Raw genomic sequence first — 2708 nt, 5'->3', positions numbered from 1 at the left:
AGATAGTTCAAACTACCTCTAAAGAGCACATCTAGATCCTTGACTGTTAGATATTTCATTATCGTTCTCCTTTAATGCCCCTGATGGTTACATTCACATCTATATTTTTAATACCTGTTAAGTTCTTAACAACATATGAAACTTGTGAGACTATAGTATTTGCAACTTCTAAAATATTTATACCACTTTGCAAAATGACAAAAAGAGAAATAACTAATGTTTCGTTATTAATTATTTCAACATCAACTCCTGATTCGTATTCTTCTAATTTAAGGACCCTTAAAATTCTATCGTAAATTGTTTTTGGGGCAAGCCCAACAACACCATAGCATTCTATTGTGGCGAAAGCTGCTATCTTTTTAATTGCTCTTTCGCTTATAATTATCCGTCCCATTTTAACCTCCTAGGCTTTATTAATTATAATCATATTGAGTAATATTTAAAAATTCTCTTTAAATGGTGTATTAAACTATTGAGTTTTGGGTTTAAACATGGGTCTTTTTTAGTTCTTTTATTCTACGGCCTATTTGTTAAAACACTAACTGAAAAACCAATGAGCGGATTAGCTATATCTTTGAGGTGTTCGTATCAAACATTCTACCGGGTAAACTTGTATTAGGTAGTGTTTTTCTATAGGAGCAATTTTCATAATAAAGAGTATTACAGGACTTCTGCATCAATCTTACAAGGATAGCAAAATTATAGATTTTGTTTTACGTAATTTCTTTTTTGAGAACCCTACCAAATTTACATGGGTCTTCGGAATCCTCTGGGTGTTAATATTTACATGACTTTCTTTAGCGTGGGTAAAAAAGGTTGAAATAGCAAGTTGAGGAGCTTAAAGAACTAAGAGGATACTTTTGTGTAAGACATTTATAAAACTACTTGCAATAATTTTTAAAATCTATAAAATGTAGGGTGTTAATTTTAGAAAATTGGAGGTTGGTATGAGTAAAAAATGTGAAATATGTGGAAAAGGCCCCATAACTGGGCATACTGTAAGCCATTCTCATAGAAAAACAAACAGAAGGTTTCTTCCAAATTTACATAAAACAAAAGTTATGATTGATGGAAAGGTTAAGGTTTTAAGAGTTTGCACTGATTGCCTTAATAAATACAAAGTATAGTTATGGAATATAGGTCCATTTATTTTGATGGAGATGTAGTTCATATTTTAGATCAAAGAAATCTTCCTTTTGACATTACTTATTGCGCCTGCAAGAGCGAGTTGGATATCTTTGATGCAATAAGAGAAATGAAAATTCGTGGTGCTCCAGCAATAGGGGTTGCTGCTGCATACGGTATGTATCTTGGATTAAAGAATTTTGTTGGTGATTCTAATGGATTTGTAGAAAAGGCAAAAGAACTTAAATCTTACCTTGATAGTGCAAGGCCTACTGCGGTGAATCTTGCCTGGGCAACAAAGAGAATGTTTAATAAAATACTCGAAAATAAAAATAACGATGTCTCTTTACTCAAAAAGATTGTTTTAGAGGAAGCAAAGAAAATAGAAGAAGAAGATGCCGAAAGAAACTACAAGATAGGTGAATACGGCTCCACATTATTCTCAGATAACGATACTATTATGACAATTTGTAATACTGGGGCACTTGCAACTGTAAAATACGGCACAGCATTTTCTGTAATAAAAAGATCCTATGAAAAGTATTCCGGTATTAATGTAATTGCTTTGGAAACTCGACCATACTTACAGGGGGCAAGATTAACTGCTTTTGAATTAAAGGAATCAGGTATCCCTTTCAAACTTATAACTGATAATATGAGTGCTTTTATTATGCAAAAAGACCTTGTTAGTGGGATTGTTACAGGAGCCGATAGAATAGCATTAAACGGAGATACTGCAAATAAAGTTGGAACTTATATGCTTGCTGTGCTTGCCTATTACCACAAGATACCGTTTTATGTAGCAGCTCCAATTTCAACTATTGATTTCTCAATTGAAACTGGAAAGGAAATTCCTATTGAGGAGAGAAGTCCAGATGAAGTGACGCATTGCGGTGGAAAAAGAATCGCCCCATACGAGATAGAAGTTTATAATTTCTCTTTTGATATAACGCCACATGAGTTAATTACAGCAATTATAACTGATGAAGGAGTTGTTTACCCGCCTTTTAAAAAGAATTTGCTTAAACTTTTAGGTAATTCTAACGGCTAATAAAGCACTTTCAATATCGGTTGTGGCAACTGCCTTAAAACCATCTTTTTTTGCCTTGTAACAAACTAAACTAATGAGTTGTGGTAAATTATCTCTTTTTTCGTTGAAAAGTGAAAGAAGCTTTTCTTCCTCTATAATAAGCGTTTCACCATTACTACCATTAAGATATTCTTCGATAAAAACTACATGACCTTTTATCTCTTCTATCGTAAGAACAGGAATATCAAGATTTTCTTCGAGTTGTTCTTTTATTCTCATGCAATTTTCTTTTTTTCCATCTAATAGCACGATGCTTTCTGCTCCTAACTCAGATAACTTGTATGCAAGTATGAGAATATTCTCAAAATTTACGTCTTCTTTTTCTGAAATACTTACTTTGTTTACTTCAATTAACCCTAGTATTTTCATTTTTGCCTGTAAATAAATTATAAGTTTTTTTAAAAAATAAGTTTCCTATACATTATTATAGAATAATGCTCCTAAAAAAGTGTTATGGTTTTTGTAAGAAAGTATCGGCATTAAAGTTGGTAAC

General features: G+C 32.3%; 4 protein-coding genes. 2 read left to right on the top strand and 2 right to left on the bottom strand.

Features of this window, described 5'->3' with window-relative positions; all coding sequences use genetic code 11:
• Positions 1 to 58: 58 nt before the first annotated feature.
• Positions 59 to 394: an Asp23/Gls24 family envelope stress response protein gene (locus K6343_03425; GenBank protein ID MEF3245019.1), complete on the bottom strand. Its 336-nt coding sequence runs from the start codon at positions 392 to 394 to the stop codon at positions 59 to 61.
• Positions 395 to 947: 553 nt separating this feature from the next.
• Here K6343_03425 and rpmB point away from each other — a divergent pair.
• Positions 948 to 1127, top strand: a complete 180-nt coding sequence (gene rpmB, locus K6343_03420; GenBank protein MEF3245018.1) for a 50S ribosomal protein L28 — start codon at positions 948 to 950, stop codon at positions 1125 to 1127.
• A 2-nt stretch (positions 1128 to 1129) separates the two neighbouring features.
• On the top strand, positions 1130 to 2176 hold the full coding sequence (gene mtnA / locus K6343_03415; protein ID MEF3245017.1) for an S-methyl-5-thioribose-1-phosphate isomerase: 1047 nt from the start codon (positions 1130 to 1132) through the stop codon (positions 2174 to 2176).
• Here the strand turns inward: mtnA and K6343_03410 are convergent.
• On the bottom strand, positions 2156 to 2584 hold the full coding sequence (locus K6343_03410) for a hypothetical protein (GenBank protein ID MEF3245016.1): 429 nt from the start codon (positions 2582 to 2584) through the stop codon (positions 2156 to 2158). The two genes, mtnA and K6343_03410, sit on opposite strands and share 21 nt — an antisense overlap.
• Positions 2585 to 2708 lie beyond the last annotated feature (124 nt).

The sequence above is a fragment of the Caldisericaceae bacterium genome (assembly GCA_036574215.1).
Taxonomy (GTDB): Bacteria; Caldisericota; Caldisericia; order Caldisericales; family Caldisericaceae; genus Caldisericum.
The sequence above is the reverse complement of the archived record's forward strand: the minus strand, read 5'-3'. Positions and strand labels throughout refer to the sequence as shown.